21 protein-coding genes are annotated in these 19,653 nt (G+C 36.1%); 20 read left to right on the top strand and 1 reads right to left on the bottom strand.

The genetic code is table 11. From position 1 onward, the window contains the following. Positions 1 to 5: 5 nt before the first annotated feature. Positions 6 to 1,046: a pseudaminic acid synthase gene (gene pseI, locus ACJJVX_RS09430; RefSeq protein ID WP_054203327.1), complete on the bottom strand. Its 1,041-nt coding sequence runs from the start codon at positions 1,044 to 1,046 to the stop codon at positions 6 to 8. 186 nt (positions 1,047 to 1,232) lie between these two features. Here pseI and ACJJVX_RS09425 point away from each other — a divergent pair, with 186 nt between their 5' ends. The 20 genes from ACJJVX_RS09425 (at position 1,233) to ACJJVX_RS09330 (ending at position 19,646) form a co-directional block, all read left to right on the top strand. After that, a complete protein-coding gene (locus tag ACJJVX_RS09425; RefSeq protein WP_082355637.1) occupies positions 1,233 to 1,958 on the top strand; it encodes a cytidylyltransferase domain-containing protein in 726 nt (241 codons plus the stop codon). Positions 1,959 to 2,026: 68 nt separating this feature from the next. Beyond that, positions 2,027 to 2,974 (top strand): NAD(P)-dependent oxidoreductase, encoded by a 948-nt coding sequence (locus ACJJVX_RS09420; RefSeq protein WP_170173156.1) that lies wholly within the window; start codon positions 2,027 to 2,029, stop codon positions 2,972 to 2,974. Continuing rightward, on the top strand, positions 2,971 to 3,576 hold the full coding sequence (locus ACJJVX_RS09415) for an SIS domain-containing protein (protein WP_405631200.1): 606 nt from the start codon (positions 2,971 to 2,973) through the stop codon (positions 3,574 to 3,576). Before ACJJVX_RS09420 ends, ACJJVX_RS09415 begins: the two co-directional genes overlap by 4 nt. Then, complete coding sequence (locus tag ACJJVX_RS09410) at positions 3,569 to 4,567, top strand: GDP-mannose 4,6-dehydratase (RefSeq protein ID WP_405631198.1); 999 nt, start codon at positions 3,569 to 3,571, stop codon at positions 4,565 to 4,567. Before ACJJVX_RS09415 ends, ACJJVX_RS09410 begins: the two co-directional genes overlap by 8 nt. A gap of 7 nt (positions 4,568 to 4,574) precedes the next feature. Beyond that, positions 4,575 to 5,237 carry a class I SAM-dependent methyltransferase gene (locus ACJJVX_RS09405; RefSeq protein ID WP_405631196.1) on the top strand — a complete coding sequence of 221 codons (663 nt, stop codon included), beginning with the start codon at positions 4,575 to 4,577 and terminating at the stop codon, positions 5,235 to 5,237. Positions 5,238 to 5,245: 8 nt separating this feature from the next. After that, positions 5,246 to 6,049 carry a transketolase gene (locus ACJJVX_RS09400; protein WP_405631193.1) on the top strand — a complete coding sequence of 268 codons (804 nt, stop codon included), beginning with the start codon at positions 5,246 to 5,248 and terminating at the stop codon, positions 6,047 to 6,049. Beyond that, positions 6,046 to 6,966, top strand: a complete 921-nt coding sequence (locus tag ACJJVX_RS09395) for a transketolase family protein (RefSeq protein ID WP_405631191.1) — start codon at positions 6,046 to 6,048, stop codon at positions 6,964 to 6,966. Before ACJJVX_RS09400 ends, ACJJVX_RS09395 begins: the two co-directional genes overlap by 4 nt. Then, positions 6,963 to 7,577 carry an HAD family hydrolase gene (locus ACJJVX_RS09390; RefSeq protein ID WP_405631188.1) on the top strand — a complete coding sequence of 205 codons (615 nt, stop codon included), beginning with the start codon at positions 6,963 to 6,965 and terminating at the stop codon, positions 7,575 to 7,577. Before ACJJVX_RS09395 ends, ACJJVX_RS09390 begins: the two co-directional genes overlap by 4 nt. Position 7,578: 1 nt before the next feature. Beyond that, positions 7,579 to 8,079, top strand: a complete 501-nt coding sequence (locus tag ACJJVX_RS09385) for an adenylyl-sulfate kinase (RefSeq protein WP_054203333.1) — start codon at positions 7,579 to 7,581, stop codon at positions 8,077 to 8,079. Next, positions 8,076 to 8,849, top strand: a complete 774-nt coding sequence (locus ACJJVX_RS09380; protein ID WP_054453866.1) for a class I SAM-dependent methyltransferase — start codon at positions 8,076 to 8,078, stop codon at positions 8,847 to 8,849. Before ACJJVX_RS09385 ends, ACJJVX_RS09380 begins: the two co-directional genes overlap by 4 nt. 1 nt (position 8,850) lies before the next feature. Then, entirely contained in the window at positions 8,851 to 11,169 is a 2,319-nt protein-coding gene (locus ACJJVX_RS09375) for a PEP/pyruvate-binding domain-containing protein (RefSeq protein ID WP_054453864.1), read from the top strand. Further along, complete coding sequence (locus ACJJVX_RS09370; protein WP_054203336.1) at positions 11,166 to 11,765, top strand: gamma-glutamyl-gamma-aminobutyrate hydrolase family protein; 600 nt, start codon at positions 11,166 to 11,168, stop codon at positions 11,763 to 11,765. Before ACJJVX_RS09375 ends, ACJJVX_RS09370 begins: the two co-directional genes overlap by 4 nt. A gap of 1 nt (position 11,766) precedes the next feature. Then, complete coding sequence (locus ACJJVX_RS09365; protein WP_054203337.1) at positions 11,767 to 12,522, top strand: NTP transferase domain-containing protein; 756 nt, start codon at positions 11,767 to 11,769, stop codon at positions 12,520 to 12,522. 9 nt (positions 12,523 to 12,531) lie between these two features. Further along, a complete protein-coding gene (locus ACJJVX_RS09360) occupies positions 12,532 to 13,833 on the top strand; it encodes a hypothetical protein (RefSeq protein WP_405631184.1) in 1,302 nt (433 codons plus the stop codon). Between the two features lies 1 nt (position 13,834). Continuing rightward, positions 13,835 to 14,995: a sulfotransferase gene (locus tag ACJJVX_RS09355; protein WP_170173150.1), complete on the top strand. Its 1,161-nt coding sequence runs from the start codon at positions 13,835 to 13,837 to the stop codon at positions 14,993 to 14,995. Positions 14,996 to 15,000: 5 nt separating this feature from the next. After that, positions 15,001 to 15,666 carry a bifunctional 2-polyprenyl-6-hydroxyphenol methylase/3-demethylubiquinol 3-O-methyltransferase UbiG gene (locus ACJJVX_RS09350; protein WP_054203340.1) on the top strand — a complete coding sequence of 222 codons (666 nt, stop codon included), beginning with the start codon at positions 15,001 to 15,003 and terminating at the stop codon, positions 15,664 to 15,666. A 4-nt stretch (positions 15,667 to 15,670) separates the two neighbouring features. Next, a complete protein-coding gene (locus tag ACJJVX_RS09345) occupies positions 15,671 to 16,630 on the top strand; it encodes a phosphotransferase (RefSeq protein ID WP_054453861.1) in 960 nt (319 codons plus the stop codon). Between the two features lie 57 nt (positions 16,631 to 16,687). Next, positions 16,688 to 17,722 (top strand): class I SAM-dependent methyltransferase, encoded by a 1,035-nt coding sequence (locus ACJJVX_RS09340; protein WP_054203342.1) that lies wholly within the window; start codon positions 16,688 to 16,690, stop codon positions 17,720 to 17,722. 14 nt (positions 17,723 to 17,736) lie between these two features. Then, a complete protein-coding gene (locus tag ACJJVX_RS09335) occupies positions 17,737 to 18,795 on the top strand; it encodes a zinc-binding dehydrogenase (RefSeq protein WP_054203343.1) in 1,059 nt (352 codons plus the stop codon). Then, positions 18,792 to 19,646: a sugar nucleotide-binding protein gene (locus ACJJVX_RS09330; RefSeq protein WP_405631179.1), complete on the top strand. Its 855-nt coding sequence runs from the start codon at positions 18,792 to 18,794 to the stop codon at positions 19,644 to 19,646. Before ACJJVX_RS09335 ends, ACJJVX_RS09330 begins: the two co-directional genes overlap by 4 nt. Positions 19,647 to 19,653: the final 7 nt, after the last annotated feature.

Below are 19,653 nucleotides of genomic sequence, written 5' to 3'. Positions count from 1 at the left end.
GCTAATTATTCCATATCCTGCCAACATAGCTGTGTACCACGAGGTAAAAATAGGCGCGCCTTCCTACCAATAACATTCGGTAATTCTTTTGGGGCTAACTCACCACCACCCGGTCGAAGATTCGCAACATTATCAACGGTTAAAATCTCTCCTGATTCAATATCTTTAGTCGTGTATAAGCAACGGCGATTAGGTGAAGGTTTAAGGGGATAATGTACTGTTCCAATCGCTTTTTCGACTTGTCGAACACCATATATTAATGCTTTAAGTTCATCTGGTGTCATTGAAAAAAAGCTATCAGCCGTTTCATCATCTTTGCTTAATACAAAATGTTTTTCGATAACATGTGCGCCAAAAGCGACTGATGCTATGGGTACATCATTACCTAAAGTATGATCTGAAAGCCCCACTGGACACTTAAAACTATCCGCTAGATGAGGAATTGTGGCTAAATTTATTGACTCTGCAGGGGCTGGATAAGTACTAGTACATTTTAATACGCACAACTCTTTCACCCCCGCTTGCTCTGCAACTTGAACCGCATCAGTTATTTCAGCAAGGGTTGCACCACCGGTTGACATGATCATCGGTTTTCCAGTTGCTGCGACTTTTCGAATCAGCGCATGATCAATCAACTCAGGTGAAGCAATTTTATATGCCGGTGAATCTAACGATTCCAATAAATCCACAGCAGAGTCATCAAATGGAGAAGAGAAAATTGTTATACCTATTTCATTTGCCAATTGGACCAACGGAGCATGAAAATCCCATGGCATATATGCACCTTCGTAAAGATCATATAAGTATTGCCCTTTCCATGGCCCAGTTGCTTCAAAGTGCGGTAATTTACAATCCATCGTTAAAGTATCTGCACGGTACGTTTGCAACTTGATTGCATCCGCTCCAGCCTCTTTAGCCGCCCTTACCAACGCCTTTGCCTGCTCTAAATCTTGCCCGTGATTAGCTGACATTTCGGCAATAATATACACAGGGTAGCCTGACCCGATAGTTCTACCATTAATGGTAATTTCAGAATTAAACGCCATTTACGATCCCTAAATTGCACTGTCAAAAACCATTACATTTAAGCAAACTTTATACCTAAACCTATTCGACTAGCTTATAAATTAATAAATCACATTGATCCAAAAGGATTTTAACCTTTAAGTTATGTGCAAGAGTGTAATGATTTGCTATATTTATCTCAATAATAATTATGATTACCATTAAACATGTCTGATGTATTAGTAATAATTCAAGCACGTATGACATCAACTCGATTGCCTGCAAAAGTGATGTTACCACTGTGTGGCAAACCCGTTTTACAAGTTATGCTTGAACGCTTACCTAGTTGGCATAAACATATCATTATTGCAACGACGAATGATGGAACTGAACAACCCATTTTAGATTTGTGCGCGCAGTTAAATATAAAAACCTATCAAGGCGACACGCACGACGTGCTAAGTCGTTATTATTTAGCTGCAAAGCATTATGGCGCAAAACCATCAACAACCATAGTCAGGTTAACCAGTGATTGCCCCTTGATTGATGAAGCGCTTTGTACGCAAGTCATTAATGAAAGAACGAGTCAAAATTATGACATGGTTAATTTAGGCCCGCACAGTGGTTACCCTAGAGGGCTAGATTGTTGTGCTTTTTCTTTCAAATTATTAGAAAATACTTATTTAAAAGCCACATCACCCGCCGATCGTGAACATGTGACGTTAGGCATGGCAAAATTTAATACCATAACGACCCACACATTCAGTGCGCATGAAGATTATAGCCACTTTCGCCTAACACTTGATGAACCAGACGATTACAAAGCAATTACCGCTGTTTATGATCATTTTTTGAATAAAGTTGATTTTTCTTATAATGATTTAATAAAAACATTAAAGGAAAACCCTTACCTCACCGATATAAATAAACACGTAGAGCAAAAATCTACTTAAGTTAGGCATAATAATTGTATGTCATTGAACATTATATTTATGACTACCAAAGAATTAGAGAATATTAAATGAATCCAAAAACAATATTAGTTACCGGTGCAACTGGCTATAAAGGAACCGTATTGGTTCCAAAGCTACTGGCTTTAGGCCATCGCGTAATCGCATTTGACACCCAATGGTTTGGTAATTTTTTGCCCTCTCATGACAACCTCTCAGTCATTAAAGGTGACGTACGCGACACTGATACGATTAACTTAGACGGTGTGGATTCTATTATTCATCTTGCTTCTATCGCAAACGATCCCTGTGGTGATTTAAACCCTAAATTAACATGGGAAGTGAGTGCGTTAGCAACTATGCGCTTAGCCGATAAAGCAAAGCGCTCTGGGGTGAAGCAGTTTATTTATGCGTCATCTGGTAGCGTATACGGTATAAAAGATGAAGAACATGTAACTGAAGACTTAACGCTTGAACCTATTTCAGAATACAACAAAACAAAAATGGTTGCAGAGCGTGTTTTACTTAGTTATGCCAGCGATATGGCGGTACAAATTGTTCGCCCAGCAACCGTATGCGGCGTATCTAAACGTATGCGTTTAGATGTTTCTGTTAATATGCTGACAATGCAAGCTCTGAAAAATGGAAAGATTACGGTTTTTGGTGGCGATCAAGTCAGACCAAATATTCATATTGACGATATCACGGATCTCTATATTTATATGTTAGATAATCCAGATAAAGTCTCAGGTGTGTTTAATGCAGGGTTTGAAAATATTTCAATTATGGATATTGCAAAAATGGTGCAGGCTAAAATAGCGTGTGAGATTGATGTAACGCCTTCAAATGACCCTCGTTGTTACCGTATTAACTCAGATAAATTACTCGCAACTGGTTTTACACCCAATAAAAATGTCGACACTGCCATTATCGAAATTATTACAGCTTACAAACAAGGTTTACTAAAAGATGAAGATCATTTTTACAACCTTAAATGGATGCAAAGAGAGGTTCTATGATTAACAACCAGCGAACCCCAGCGGTACCTAATGATTTAGTAGAAGACCTAACAACAAACTATATAGCCAGCCTAACGGCTGTGCTAAAACAGCTAGATAGCAAAAAAATTAAAATCCTTGTTGATGCTTTGCTAACTATGAAAGCAAATAATGGCACGTTGTATTTATGTGGAAATGGTGGTTCGGCTGCAAATGCAATCCACCTAGCAAATGACTTTACATTTGGTATTAGCCCAGAAGGTAATGCACTCAAAGTTGAAGCGTTACCTGCTAACAGCTCTGTTTTAACTTGCTTAGGTAATGATATTGGTTATGAAAATATCTTTGCACATCAGCTAAAAGTTAAAGCGAATAGTCATGATATTTTACTAATTTTATCTGGCAGTGGTAACTCTGAAAATATAATTAGAGCGACTCAACAAGCACTCGATATTGGTATGAAAACAGTCGGTATTTTAGGATTTTGTGGCGGTAAAGTTAAGCCAATGCTTGACCAAGTTTTCCATTTTGAAATCCAGGATATGCAAATATCAGAAGATACCCAAGTTATTGTCGGGCATATTTTAATGAAAGCTCTTTATCTGGAATTACAAAATGACTGACTCACCAATTATTGTTATAGGAAGTAATTCTTTTTCTGGCGCCTCTTTTTGCTCTCACATGCTAAAGCAAGGTAAAAAAATCCTCGCGATCAGCCGCTCTAGTGAACCCGTTAATGCCCTGTTACCTTATAAATGGCAAGATTGCCACACAACGAATCTAGCATTTAAACAACTCGATTTAAATCATCATTTAGATGACATATTAACACATATCAAACAAGAGAATGTTGGCGCAGTTTATAACTTTGCAGCCCAAAGTATGGTAGGACAAAGCTGGGAATACCCAGAGCATTGGTTTATGACCAACGCAGTGTCAACTATCAAATTACACAATGCACTTCGTCAACTCGACAGTTTAGATAAATACATACATATCTCTACACCTGAAGTGTACGGCAGCTGCGAAGGATTGGTTCCTGAGCATAGAAACTACCAACCAAGCACGCCCTATGCTGTATCACGAGCTGCTGCTGATATGAGTCTTCATACATTTTCTGATGTTTATGATTTCCCTGTTGTTTTTACTAGGGCAGCCAACGTGTACGGTGAAGGACAACAACTGTATAGAATAATTCCAAAAACAATACTGTCTATATTATTAGGCAAAAAGCTACCGCTTCATGGTGGCGGCCACTCTACCCGCTCATTTATCCATATTGATGATGTGTCTAGTGCAACACAGTTAATTGGAGAGCAAGGACGTAATGGCGAAATTTATCATATTTCAACAGAGCGTATGATCACAATCCGCGCAATTGTGGAGATGTTATGCAAAATGTTAAACGTCTCATTTGAACAGACATGTGAAATAACAGGTGACCGACTTGGTAAAGACGCTGCTTACCTGCTTGATACTCAAAAAATCAGATCAGAATTACAATGGCAAGACAGTATTTCACTCGAAGACGGCCTTGCCAAAACAATTGATTGGGTCAAAAGCAACCTTGATACTCTAAAAACACAACCACATAACTATATTCATAAAGCCTGAGGTATTCATGCTAGGAAAAGAATTAGATTTATTAAAAAACTACCCTAAATCAAAAAGAGACACCAAGGGAAGAGCCAATGTAATTACCGAAGCTGATAGAGAAATTGCTCGCCAATATGGTAAAGATTTTTTTGATGGTGATCGTACCTATGGATACGGTGGTTTTAGCTACATGTCTCGCTTTTGGCAACCGGTTGTTCCTGATCTTCAATCTCACTTTCAATTAACAAAAGAAAGTTCTTTACTGGATGTAGGTTGCGCCAAAGGCTTCATGCTCTATGACCTGCAACAGCATATCAAAGGTATAAAATTAGCTGGGTTGGATATTTCTAGTTATGCTTTAGAGCATGCCAAAGAAGAAGTTAAACACTTACTTCAACAAGGGGATGCAAAGAGTTTACCTTTCGATGACGATAGCTTTGATGTCGTTATGTCAATCAATACTATCCATAATTTAGATGAAAAAGAATGTGCTATCGCGTTACAAGAAATTGAACGTGTAAGTAAAAGAAAGTCATTTATAACTGTTGATGCCTATCGAAATGATGAAGAAAAAGAACGTATGCTCGAATGGGCATTAACCGCAAAGACCATCATGCATGTTGATGATTGGAAGGTATTCTTTAAAGACCATGGTTACACTGGCGATTTTTACTGGTTCATACCATAGAGATAACTATGAATTTAGAGCAAATAGCAGCAAAAATACGATACACATTATGTGACGTATCGAGTAAAACAAAAACCCCACACTTGGGTAGTTCACTGTCATGTACTGATATATTGACAGCACTTTATTGGCAAGTACTCAATGTAGAACCATCAACACCATCAATGCCAAGCAGGGATTACTTCTTGCTTGGTAAAGGCCATGCTGCAAGTGCACTTTATACCACACTTGCCTATAGGGGTTTTTACCCAGTGGCAGATCTTTATCAACACGGCCAAACCGACTCTGTTTTTGAAGAGCACCCCGGCATAAACTCCCCTAAAGGAGTTGATACCGTTTCGGGATCACTTGGCCATGCGCTTTCACTTGCAACAGGTATGGCATTAACCTGTAAAATTCAAAAAAAAACTAATCGCTTTTATGTCCTCATGGGCGATGGTGAGCTCAATGAAGGAACGATTTGGGAAGCGGCCATGTTTGCAGCCGGTAAACAATTATCCAATCTCGTTGCAATCATTGATTTTAATAAACTTCAAGGCACTGGTGAAAGCTGTGAAATAATGCACCTTGAACCATTAGAAGAAAAATGGCGGGCATTTGGCTGGCACACAATTCGCCTTGATGGTCATGATATTTCGGCTATCAGCGACGCTTTAAAGGATGCGCAATCTTACGACAAACCGGTGTGTATAATCGCTGATACAATTAAAGGAAAAGGTATTTCTTTCATGGAAAACGATAACAACTGGCATTATCGTATACCAACCCAAGATGAAGTTGAAAAAGCAAAACAGGAGTTGGGGCTAAAATGAGAAATGCATTTGCAAATTGTTTGACCGAATTAGCTAAATCCGACACCAGTTTAATGCTTTTCTACGCTGATATCGGTAATCGTTTATTCAATAATCTAAAAGAAGTTGCTCCCGATAGAACAATCAATGCAGGCATCGCCGAAGCAAATATGGCATCAATGGCTGCGGGCTCCGCAATGATGGGCCAAAAACCGTTTATTTATACCATTACGCCATTTACTACAGCGAGAAACTTTGAACAAATAAAAATAGATATCGCTTACCAAAACCAACCCGTTATCATCGTTGGCACGGGCTCAGGCTTATCGTATGCTAATTTAGGGCCCACCCATCATTCGTTTGAAGATATAGCATTAATGCGAAGCTTGCCAAATATGAATATTGTATGCCCTGCCGATTCAGACGAACTCAGCGTATTAATGCCCCAATTAATCAAACTCAACCAGCCGTGTTACTTTAGAATTGGTAAAAAAAATGAGCCAAAGGTTCACAAAATTTTACCTAACCTAAAGTTTGGACATGCATATACAATGCAAGAGGGTCAAACAGTCGCAATATTAGCAACGGGCACGATTATGCCACTCGCGCATGATTTGCTCATTGAACTTCAAAGTAAAGGCATTAACGCCGAGCTTGTTAGTTTTCATACGGTAAAACCACTTGATACTCAATATTTAACCTTAGCCTGTGAGCGCTTTGAACATATAATCACTCTTGAAGAGCACAATGTGAATGGCGGCTTTGGCAGTGCCGTACTTGAATATATTAGTGAACAACCTAAAACACCAAGAGTGCACCGTTTTGGTATCCCAGATAGATTTATTGATCAAGTTCATAGTACTGAAGATGCACGTAAAAAAGCTGGTTTAACTGTTTTAGATATAATAACAACACTAAAAAATAGAGCTGTAATATGATTATCGGTATCGATTTTGATAATACTATTGCTGACTATACAGGTGTGTTTCATCGCGTTGGAGTGATATTAGGCTGGCTTCCAAAAGAAGTGGGACAAACAAAAGAAGATGTGAAAGCATACTTTATTAATGCTGGAAATGAACCAAAGTGGACTGAATTACAAGGTATCGTATATGGGAAAGAAATTAACCAAGCTAAACCTTACCTAGGTTGCCTAGAGGCAATAAAAAGCTTAAAAAAAGAAGGCCATAGTATTTTCATCGTGTCGCATAAGACTAAATACCCAATTATTGGTGATAAAACTAACTTTCATATTGCGGCCACTAATTGGCTAAAAAGTCATGGTTTTACTAATTGTACCGATGGACCTATTGCCTCTGAAAACATATCATTTCATGAAAAACAAGAAATAAAAATAAATCGGATTTCAACTCTCCAATGTGATTTTTTTATTGATGATCTTAGTAGTGTCTTAAATAGCGCTTTATTTCCATTACCAACAGAAAAAATTCTTTTTAATCAAAAGCCACATCCGAGCATTGAGTTAAATACGAGTGATTGGAAGAAAGTTCATCCAATGATTAACTCTTTCATAAATAGGAGGAGTTAAAATGGTGATTTGGCTAACAGGTCGTCAAGGTGCAGGGAAGACAACCTTGGCAAAAATATTGCATAACATATTGGATGAAAAGTTAAACAAAGTAATCCTTCTTGATGGAGATAAACTGCGTGAGGTTTTGGGTAATCAAAATTACGATAACGACTCTCGCTCAGCACTAGCAATGACTTACGCTAGGCTATCAAACATGCTATCTCAACAAGGAGCTACCGTTATTTGTGCAACAGTATCCATGTTTCACAGTGTCAGGGAATGGAACAGGTCAAATAACGCACAATATTTTGAAGTGTATATTAAAGTTGAACCTGACGTATTAATTAAAAGAAACCAAAAACAGCTATATTCCGAAGCTGCGCTAAATAATAAGAATTATCTACATGGGTATGATATTCCTTTTGAAGAACCATTAGCACCGGATTTAATACTTAATAATAACGGTCTAGAAACGCCGCTTGAAGCAGTCAACAAAATTGTAATGGAATTAATAAAATGAAAAAAAAACTTGGTGATTTCACTGGCCTAGCAAAAAATTACTCATTATATAGACCTAGTTACTGCCCTTTAGTATGTAAAGCCATTTTAGGGTTAATCGATAAGAATAATAATGAGATCGATTTTGTAGATGTCGGTGCTGGTACTGGTATTTGGACTCGTATGATCAACCACGCTGGCTTAAATAGTACTGTCGCAATTGAGCCTAATGATGATATGAGAAAGCATGGTATTTTGGACAGTCAAAAAACAAACATCACCTGGGTAAATGGCTCTGGTGAAAATACAACGCTAAATGACAACAGTGCCGATTTACTTTCCATGGCTTCATCATTTCACTGGGTAGATTTTGAAAAAGCAATAAAAGAATTTTCTCGAGTACTACGCCCGGGCGGTTTTTTTACAGCAGTATGGAATCCTCGACATATTGAGTGCAATCCATTACTTGTCGAAATTGAAGAAAAGTTATATGAAATAGCGCCTCATATAAAACGCGTGTCATCTGGGAACTCTGATTTTACCGATACACTAACAGAACGTCTAAGAAATGCCGATGTATTCTCCGATGCTATTTACTTAGAAGGGTTTCATACTATAAAACAAACACCTGAAGAGTATTTAGGCGTCTGGTGGTCAGTGAACGATATTCGAGCACAAGCAGGTGAAGATAAATTTATGCAATTTATGGCTTTTGTCGAAGAAAAAACAAGTAACTTAGATTTTATTGAGACAACTTATAAAACAAGAGCTTGGCTAGCTAGAGTCCGTTAGAATGATTTTTACTACCAAATCGCAAAATCTAATCTCTTTACAGAACATTTTAACAACTGCGAAGATACTCCCGCAATTTTGTTTTACAGCAGAACAATGGAAAAATGAATCTAACGATGTTCTGAATAGTTTTTTTACATTATATAAATGGAGTAATAAAAAGCTAATTGTAAGAAGTAGTGCTGTCTGTGAGGATAGCGCCTTTCAATCATATGCTGGTTATTATGACTCCATACTCAATGTCGAAGGAGTGAAAAAACTAGAAAGTGCGATAGAAAGTGTTTATCAATCATTTGAAAACTACACCCCTAATGATGAAATATTCATTCAACCAATGCTGGAAAATGTAGACATTAGCGGAGTCGCTTTTACAAAAGATCCTTCTAACAATACGCCTTACTATGTTTTAAACTACTCATTGTCCAGTTCAACTGACGCCATAACCGCAGGTACTTCCAATGAGAATGTCAGTTATATATCAAAGCAATTTGATGGATTAGATAAAGAGTCTTGGCAATTTAAATTATGCTCTCTATGTAAAGAACTCGAAAAAATATATGGGCTTGATGCACTAGATATTGAATTTGCAGTTGATAAAAATAAACATTTATACCTATTTCAAGTTAGACCCTTGATAATTAAAAGCCTAGATAATTTTTGCGATCAAGAACATTTTAAAATATTAAAAACGCTAGAAGCAACTATAAGTAGATTCATAAAGCCACACCCTTATTTAAATGGAGAGCGCTCTGTTTTAGGCATTATGCCTGATTGGAATCCAGCCGAAATTATTGGTGTTCGACCTCGCCCACTCGCTCTTTCTTTATATAAAGAGTTAATTACCGATTCAACATGGGCATATCAAAGAAATAATTATGGTTATAAGCAACTAAGAAGCTTTCCTCTTTTACTTTCCTTAGCTGGCTTACCTTATATTGATGTAAGAGTAAGTTTTAATTCATTTATACCTAAAGATACACCTGATAGGCTTGCTGAAAAATTAGTTAATTATTATATAAACGAATTAAAAAATGCCCCCGAAAAGCATGACAAAGTTGAGTTTGATATTATATTTTCTTGCTTTACTTTAGATTTGAACGAGCGTTTAAAACGCTTAAGTGAAGCTGGATTTTCCGAATCTGAATTAATAACATTCACTGAATCACTAAAAAAATTAACAAATAATATAATTAAAAATGATGGCTTATGGAAAAAAGACATCGAAAAGATTAACACACTCCCTAATCGTCGAATAAAAATATTAAGTAGCGACTTATCTAAAGTAGAGAAAATCCACTGGTTGCTGGAAGATTGTAAAAGATATGGCACACTTCCATTTGCAGGGCTTGCGAGAGCTGGTTTTATTGCGGTGCAATTTTTACGCTCAATGGTTGCTAAAAATATAATAACAGAGCAAGACTACAATAAGTTTTTGTCTTCAATTGCGACTGTTAGTTCCACATTAAAACAAGATTTCATTAACCTCCCTCTATCAAGTTTTTTACAGCAGTATGGGCATCTTCGCCCAGGCACATACGACATACTTTCTCCTCGTTATGACAAGGCACCAGAGCGTTACTTTAATCAATCAGATAAAAATGTTAAAGAGCAAACTTTCGATAACTTTACTTTGAGTTTAGAACAGCTTTCCGCTCTTAAAGAGTTATTAGAAAAAAGTGGTATTGAACATGATGTGATATCTCTGTTCTCATTTATAAAAGGTGCAATAGAGGGAAGAGAATATGCCAAGTTTATCTTCACTCATAGCCTAAGTGATGCTCTTGAGCTTATTACAGAGTTAGGACTTGAACATCAGTTAAATACAGATGATATGTCATATGTTGATATATCATCCATACTTAAAACTTATTCAAGTAGCGATGATCTACTAAATATTATTAAAAGCTCTATCGATACTGGGAAAAAAAATCACCTAAAAGCACAGCAGATCACACTCCCGCCACTAATATCGAGTCCATCTGATGCATACTTTTTTAACATGCCTGAAGGTGAACCTAACTATATTACACAAGGTAAAATAACTGCCGAAACAACGATGAATCCAGCTGCATATGAAGAACTGGCAGGAAAAATTGTTTTTATTCCTTCAGCAGATCCTGGATTTGATTGGTTGTTTTCTCATCCAATTGCAGGGCTTATTACTAAATATGGGGGATGTAATAGCCATATGGCGATTAGAGCTGGTGAGCTTAATATACCTTCAGTTATCGGCGCGGGTGAAATTTTATATGCAAAATGGCTTAAAGCCGAAAAATTAGAGCTAGATGCAAACAATAAAAAAGTGATAATTATCAGATGAAATTAATTGGTATAACACAACGAGTTGATATTCATCCAACCTATGGTGAACGTCGTGATGCTTTAGATCAGCGATGGTATCAATTCTTTTTATATTGCGGATTCATACCAATTCTAATCCCTAACTGTATAAAAACTTGTCGTGCTCTGCTTGCTAGAGTCCAGTTAGATGGCTTTGTTTTCACAGGAGGCAATTCGCCAATGCACTATGCTGGGGATGCCCCAGAAAGAGATGATGTAGAGGCTTTTCTAATAGAACATTGCGAAACTGTAGGCTTACCTATTCTAGGCGTATGCAGAGGGATGCAAATGATACAACTTCATTATGGTGGCTCGTTAGACTGTATAAAAGGCCACGTTAATAAGATAATTGAAATAAAAACGGATGAAGAGCAGTTACCTAGATTTGTAAACTCATATCATACTCTAGGGACCACTACAACAAAAAAGCCTTTATTAACAAAAGCTAAAAGTAGTGACAATATAGTCAAAGCAATAGAGCATAGCCGCTATAGTATCTTTGGGATTATGTGGCACCCTGAAAGAAATACCCCCTACTGCGATGAAGATATACAACTTTTCAAGGATATATTTTAAAATGAAAGCCATTATACTTGCCGCAGGTACAGGTTCAAGACTCGAGCATTTAACAACAGATAAGCCAAAGTGCTTAGTGGAGTTATGGCACGAACCATTGCTTAAAAGGCAATTACGCCAACTCAATTCTTTAGGAATAAAAGACACATTAGTCATCACTGGGTTTAAAAGTGAAGCAATATTAGAGTATACAAATAACATTGTGATTAATACTGAATACGATAGCTCGAATATGGTATTTAGCTTAGCTAAGTCAATCGATTGGATTAAAAAACATGCTGACGAAGAATTCATTGTTCTCTATGCAGACATTGCCTACCATACCGATACATTAAAAGAACTAATTAAGCATAAGTCTTCATTCCCTTTAACTGTCCTTGGTAATTTAAAATGGCAAGAACTTTGGGAAATGCGTATGGAAAACCCATATGATGACGCTGAAAGCTTTATATACAATGATCAATTAACATTAACAAATATTGGCAATAAGCTTACAAGTCAATCACAAGCAATGGCCCAATTTATGGGGATGTTTAAAGTAGAAGCAACAGTGCTAATAGAGCAACTGCAACTATTTATTAATGAATCTCATGATTTTAGTGTAAAAAATATGTATATGACTTCGCTTTTACAAAAATTAGCGAACCAATATTTCGTCGACGTACTTTTAATCGACGGTCGCTGGATTGAACTTGATACATTAGCTGATTACACTCTTTATAGTACACAAAATCGCCTTTTCTTTGGCTTAGACTAAGAATAATAAATGTATACAATAATATATGGTATAAGTTCACCGACAGAACTATTTTTAAAATCTTCAATCAATACAGGTAATAATCTATTTGCTTGTACGGATGGTGGAGAGTCCTACAAAGGCACTCAAGCTCTTAGCCTTGAAGATTTGGCGTTAGTCCCTCATGATCAAATTGATAGAATTATTATTTGTTCCATGTTTGTTTCTGAAATATGTAATGGTTTACGTGAAAAAGGCCTGCCATTAGAGCGCACTTATTTTTTTGACCATACAAAGAAAAAACTAATTCATTACAATGCATTATTAGCTAAGCAAGTCAGTAGTGAAGATATCTTATATGCCGTTTACGACCTATCAGTTCATTTAGCATGTTTTGATGTAATTAACTTTGTGGTGTTAGCTGAAATTGCGAGAATAGAGCAACATAAAACACATATTCAATTTATTTTAGTCCACGATCGTTCAACAGTCGGTGAAAACTTTAATACACTTCGATTTCATGATGCTGATGATTACGCATGGCGGATTGAGAAAATAGTCAAAACAGTTTTTACCTGTGTTCCTAGCTACATATCTATTACTGAATTTCCTTTTAAAGAGGACGCTTTTATTTTCCTTGCAACAAAAGAGAACGTCTTCCCTGAATCGTATTATACAAATAAAAAGTCACCCGCTATCAACACTCTCTTACTAAGAAGTGTACCTTTGAAATATGATATGAGCGTCCTCAGCGCACCTTTAGTAGGTAAAAATCTTGCTGCATCTTTTTTAAATTCATTACCCGATAATAAAAAGATCATCGTAATAACACTTCGAGAATACGAAGCGCAGCCAAAAAGAAATAGTGACATTGCTCAGTGGTCTGCATTCCTTGATTCACTTGATTTGACAATATATTGCCCTGTGATTATAAGAGATACATATCAAAGCACTGAAAAACCTGACGACAGGTTAAAAAAATACATCCACTGCCCCCAGGCTTCAATGGACTTTTGTGTCCGTTTAGCACTGTACGAACTAGCCTATATTAATATGGGAGTCTCTAGTGGGCCTAACTACAGTATTAGCTTTGTTAAGGGTGCCCGCTCTATAATTTTCCAAATGATTGATGAAAACAACCCTGCGAGCTCATCTTGGACAGCAAAGCGTTCGGGTTTAGAAATAGGAAAAGATTTTTTCTTTAATGATAGTAAACTTCAAATGACTATTTGGGAAAAAGACGACTTGAATCATCTACAGCACGCTTTCGATCTATTAGTAGCGCGTATTAATAAATTAACAAAAATCAATCCCCAACAAGCAGGTCAGTAATATGAACTTTAAAGTCGCGGTCGGAGTATGCTATGGCAGAGGGGGCTCTTTTTTTCTCCACTCACTCCTTGATGGGCATCCAGAAGTCATTAGCCTCCCCCCTTATATGATGAACTTGGCTCAGCATATTTTTAATACAGCGGATCTTGAAAATAAAGAATTTACCGAACAATTCATCTTAGACTTTAACAATCTATTTGTTGAAAGTTACTCTCAGTGTGTTAGTAACCAGTATATTAACTTTAATAATAATATGGCTAGAACGCAAACAGGGTTACTAAATTTAGATAAGAAAAAGTTTAAAGAAGCGCTTATTTTAGAGTTAGAAAATAAGCCTAAAGCATTCAATATTCGATTTATAGCTATTCATATTATTATATATCAGCTTCTAGGCATTAACACTTCAGATAAAAAAGTTATTTTTTATCAATTACATACTCCTAATTATACTGTAATGAGGAAAATGTATGACGAGTTCAATCACTTATTAGTTTGCCATTCAGTAAGAGATCCTATCGCGTCTTTTATTAGGATGTCTCTTGCTCATTGCAATGACTTGCAAAAGTTACCTGACTATGAAATATCGTTAGGGAGATCTACGGTTGAGTCATGCTTTAGACATTTCTTATATGCTGGAAGCGATCTAACTGGATGTGAAAACAGTAAGAGCCTAGCGATAAAGTTAGAACAACTCCATGCAACCCCTCAACAAACACTTCAACTGGTTACCTCATTTTTACAAATAGGATGGCATGATATTTTACTTGCTGAGACGATTAATCATGGTCAAAATTGGCAAGGGATCATCGGGGATACTACAGGCTTTAATCTTGAAAAAACATTAAACAATAATAGAAAGTATCGCTCTTATGTTGATGAATATGACTTAATTCGATTAGAAAAAATTGCTCGCCAACGTTTTTTAAAATGGGAATACCCTCTGCAATATGAAGATATCACAGAAAAATTAGATTTTGAAAAACCCTATGCTTTCGAGACGTTTTCATTAACTGTATCGAATAAAAATAAAAACCTAACAGATAGAAATGTTGATGCCGATATAACAGTCTGTAGAGGCGAATTACATACAGCCATCCTTAAAACGATCAATTATATGCCAGAGCAATTTGGTGCATTTACCTCAATTTCAACAAATGAGTAATTATTATGGATAACCAAGAACCAACTTATATAGAAGACTACCATGACTTTTTAGACGAAACAGAGCAATCAAAGTTGGGGCTAATGAGTAATGGAACATGGGATCTGGATCCAAGACGCCTCGGTATTATGCTTTCACGATATAAATTTGTATCAAAGATGCTCTCTGGACATAAAAAAACGGTGGAGATTGGTTGTGGTGATGCATTTGGTAGTCGTGTCGTCAGACAAGAAGTTAAGGAACTAACCGTTGCCGATATAGAGCCTCGTTTTATCGAAGATATTATTAAACGTAACTCTGTTAAATGGCCATTAATCCCTGTTGTACATGATATTTTAGAGAAGCCATTTGAGAGCACATTTGATTCGGCCTATTCCTTAGATGTACTTGAACATATTCCAGCAAAATTTGAAGATACATTTATCAATAATATAAAACTATCGCTCAACAATGACGGGGTTGTCATTTTAGGTATGCCATCGTTAGAATCTCAACAATATGCATCACCAGCAAGTAAAGCAGGCCATATCAATTGTAAATCTGGCCATGAATTTAAAGCGCTATGTGATAAGCATTTTAAGCATGTGTTTTTATTTTCTATGAATGATGAAGTTGTCCATACAGGCTTTTATCCTATGGCACACTATTTACTTGCTTTGTGTGTTAAGTAATTAAATGAACGATTTTTTATATAAGCATTTAAAAGCTCCCTGTCATATAAATGAAATTTCAGGCGGTGCAAATAGTCGTGTCTTTAATGTTAAAGATAGTGGAAATGAGTATATATTTAAGCAGTTTTTTACTAAGAACAATGATTATAAAGTTAAGTGTGAGCGAGAATTTTCATTTTTAAAGGCACTAACCCAATATAAAGAAAATAACACAGCTACACCAGTTGCCTGCGATATTGAGTTGGGTTATTTACTTATGTCAAAACTACCTGGTGAGAAAGTAACTCAACCAACAGAACAAAATATAAAAAGTGCATTTAGTTTTATTGTTAATTGTAACTCTCAGCAGCAAAAATTACAGATAATAAATGCAAAAGATGCGGTAAAAAAATTAGCTGACTTTGAATTACTTGTTACTAATCGGTTTTCAATAATTCAAAAGCAAGAAGTTATTTCATCAGCTTTTTTAAGTTTAGTTGAAAATAAAATAATGCCTTTTTTTTATAAAGTACAAAAAGACAACCGTCAACTTAATGGGCAAATGTCGCTTGACTGCAATTACTTATCGCCTTCAGATTTCGGTTTTCATAATATTTTAATAGATCAGAATGAGCTTTATTTTTATGATTTTGAGTATGCTGGCATCGACTCACTTTGGAAACTTACAGCCGATTTTTTCTCTCAACCTCAAATCCCTGTGCCTATTGATAAAATAAGCATTATTAAAGAGTTGCCGTTATTTGGTTTTTTAACTAAAAACAAAAGAGAATTTATAACCGCTTTTCAAATGACTAGAATTAAATGGTGTTTTATTATTGGTAATGTCTTTATTTCAGAAATATATAAAAGAAGGGAATTTGCGGATAAAGCACATATTTTAGATGAAGAAAACACCATAGAAAAAATAGAACGTTATTTAATTGAAACGCATTTTCAAACAAAAATATTAGAAGATATTCTTTAAGGATTATAGCTTGTGAAATGTATCATTTGTAATAATGAAATATCCTCAAGTGTGGATATGTTACATATTAATAAACCAATTGCATCTGATTGTCGAAACGTAAGTTTTACTGCTGATATTTTCCAATGCCAACATTGCCAGCATTATCAAAAGAATATAGATGCTCATTATTTAAATAACATAAATGAAATCTACACTCACTATCGACCTTACTCAGTTCAAAATGGTAAAGAGCAGCTTAATTTTACTGCAGATATCCCCTTTACTCGTTGTAGTGAAATACTAAAAATATCAGAGGAATTTTTGCCTCACGCAAATGCTCAATTTATTGATATAGGTACTGGCAGCGGTGTAATGTTAGAGGCTGTTTCACAGCGTTATTCAAACTGGACTAAAAGTGCATATGATGTATCGGGTGATTACCAGTTAAACTTAACTCAGAAATATAACCTTGCCTCTTTTTATAAAGGCGACTTAAGTAAGATAGATCATCGTTTTGATATAATTACATTGATTCATGTTTTAGAGCATATTACTTCACCACCTCAATTTTTAGATAGTATTAATGCCTTATTGTCTAATAATGGCATAGCCGTAATTCAAGTGCCTAATATTGCCGAGAATGAATGGGACTTTTCTATTTATGATCATGTTTCACATTTCACAAAACATACATTAAAAACACTACTTGATCAGCATTTTAAAAACGTATTCTTTCCTATCAAACAATTAAATAAAGAGATTACTGTTTTAGTATCAAACACCCATACCTTCCCAAAACAAGCGACAAGCCCAATAAAAAATGAGCAGCCACTTTTAGAATCATTTAATCTAAAAATACAGCAGCTGAAAAAATTACCAGCCTGCCACATCTTAGGGACGGGTCCAGCAGCGAGCTTTTGTGCTCATTTTTTAGGTGAAAAATTTCTTGGCTGGGTCGATGAAGATCCTTTAAAAATAGGCAAGGTTATGGCAAATAAAACGATACAAGATGCGAGTGAGCTTCATACATCTCCAATCTTTCTACCTTACCCCTTGTCACAAGTTGAGCAAATAAAAAATCGACTTCCGCAAAATAATTATATTTACTAAATGGAAATACATAAATGAAAGCTGCAGTGTTATTTAAAACAGGAGAGCCTTTAAGAGTGATAGATAACCTCGTTGCTCCTACACTCATAAGAGGGCAAATAAAAGTAGATATTATCTATACTGGGTTATGCCACTCACAACTAATGGAAGCCAAAGGGCTTAGAGGTGAAGATAAATACTTACCTCATTTATTAGGTCACGAAGCTGTCGCAAAAGTAAAAGAAATTGGTCCGCAAGTAAGTAAGGTCGCGATTGGCGATATTGTTGTGCTTGGTTGGATAAAGGGGGAAGGAATAGATGCCCCAGGTGGTATTTATACATACAACGACATTAAAATTAATGCAGGTAGCGTAACCACATTCTCTGAAGAATCCATTGTCTCTGAAAATAGAGTCGTTAAGCTTCCAGAAGGTATGCCATTACAGCTTGCTATACTGCTGGGCTGTGCGTTACCAACAGGTGCAGGGCTAGTTTTAAATCAACTAAAGCCCAAAGAAGACACTAATATTGCCATATTCGGTCTAGGCGGCATTGGCCTAAGTGCACTGATCACAACAACATTATTCAAACCAAATAAACTGATTGCTGTTGATATTGAGCCTGAAAAGCTTGAGTTGGCTAAAGCCTTAGGTGCCACTCACTGCTTTAATGCAAATTCACCAACTTACCTAGAAGAAATTAAAGAGTTAACTTCGGGCGGATGTGATTATACCGTTGAGGCGGGGGGGACATGTCGCTCCATAGAAGCCGCCTTTGAAGTAACAAAAGAGCAAGGAGGTGAATGTATTTTTGCCTCTCACCCTAAAGAAGGTGAAAAGATAAGCTTAGAGCCACACGCCTTTCATCGTGGAAAAAAGATATCTGGTAGCTGGGGTGGTAATTCGTACCCAGACTCTGATATACCCAAACTAGTAAATTTATACAAAGAGCATAATCTACCTCTTGATAAACTACTCTCAGCTAGCTACTCATTAGATGACATAAATAATGCGCTGAACGACCTCGATGAACGAAAAATAACTCGTGCATTAATTTCTATCAACCCACAATTAGATCCAATTAATAACTCATGAATATAGATAACCCAACATTAATAATTGGCGGTGATTCTGTTGTTGGTCGTTATCTACGTGATAAAAATCCCGATTACTTTTATACCTCTAGAAAAGAGAATAGCGAAGCTATTTACTTCGACTTACTCCAGCTAGATAGTTTCAACATAATTGAAAAAGCGATTGTTGAGTATAAAATCAGCACGGTAATTATACTTGCCAGTATAACATCCATTAAACAATGCGAACTGCAGCCTGAACTTACCCTACTCGTAAATGTACAGCGAACTAAATTATTACTTGAAAAAGTGAATAAACTCGGCTGTTTTGTTGTTTTTATATCTACTAATCATGTGTTTGATTGTAAATCAGCTTACAGTGTATGGGATGGGATTAAATCACCCTGCTCAAATTATGGACAGCAAAAGTTTCAGGTTGAAAACTATATCGTCGAAAATAATTTTAATGCGAGTATTATTAGACCATCTAAAATTATTCATCGCCCATACTCTTTAATTGAAAGCATGATCGAATCTCTTAACAAAAAGCAGGTGTTTAATGCATTCAATGACCATTACTTTGCACCAATATCAATTCAGTTTTTTTCAACACTGTTAAAACTGATCATTCAAAATAAAAAGAAAGGGATTTTTCAAATTAGTGGAAAATCAGATCTAAGCTATTATGTTTTTTTAAGAATGCTTGCGAGTAAATTAGACTTAAACTCATCTTTAATCACACCTGTAAGTGCACTCTCAAAAGGTGTTACTCCAAATAAATATGGAACCCTTGAAGCGTATAATACTCTAACCAATACTTTACTATATCAATCTATTGAAGATACCATAAACGATTACTGCCAAGAAAATTAAGGTCATA

Origin of the sequence: Pseudoalteromonas sp. Ld20, from assembly GCF_045064175.1 — a bacterium.
In the GTDB taxonomy this organism is placed as follows: domain Bacteria; phylum Pseudomonadota; class Gammaproteobacteria; order Enterobacterales; family Alteromonadaceae; genus Pseudoalteromonas; species Pseudoalteromonas neustonica.
The sequence above is the reverse complement of the archived record's forward strand: the minus strand, read 5'-3'. Positions and strand labels throughout refer to the sequence as shown.